Below are 414 nucleotides of genomic sequence, written 5' to 3' on the forward strand. Positions count from 1 at the left end.
GCCGGGGGACGAACCAGGTCGATCCGGTGCTGCGGAAACTGGCCATCCGCCTGGAGGAGGTGGTCAGATCGGCGAATGTCTGGGACGCTCCCGCGGTGGATTCACCACCAAAATCCATCTCGCCGCCGACGGACGATGCCGGCCCCTCGCCTTCGTTCTGACACCAGGACACTACGGTGACGGCCCGCAGCTCGAGCACGTGCTGGGGCAGATCTCCGTACCCCGATCCGGAGTGGGACGGCCCCGCACCCGGCCCGACCACGTGCTGGCCGACAAGGCCTACACGTCCCGAAGCAACCGGCGCTACCTGCGACGACGCGGAATCCGGCACACCATCCCCGAACGTCTCGACCAGCAAAGGCACAGGCACAACCGAGGATCCCAAGGCGGCCGGCCCACCGGATTCGACCGCGA

1 pseudogene is annotated in these 414 nt (G+C 67.9%); it reads left to right on the plus strand.

Annotated elements, in window-relative coordinates:
* Positions 1 to 73: 73 nt before the first annotated feature.
* Positions 74 to 414, plus strand: a pseudogene (locus EBH09_RS37380) (transposase); the annotation flags it as partial.

Origin of the sequence: Streptomyces sp. E2N166 (genome assembly GCF_003671715.1) — a bacterium.
In the GTDB taxonomy this organism is placed as follows: Bacteria; Actinomycetota; Actinomycetes; order Streptomycetales; family Streptomycetaceae; genus Streptomyces; species Streptomyces thinghirensis.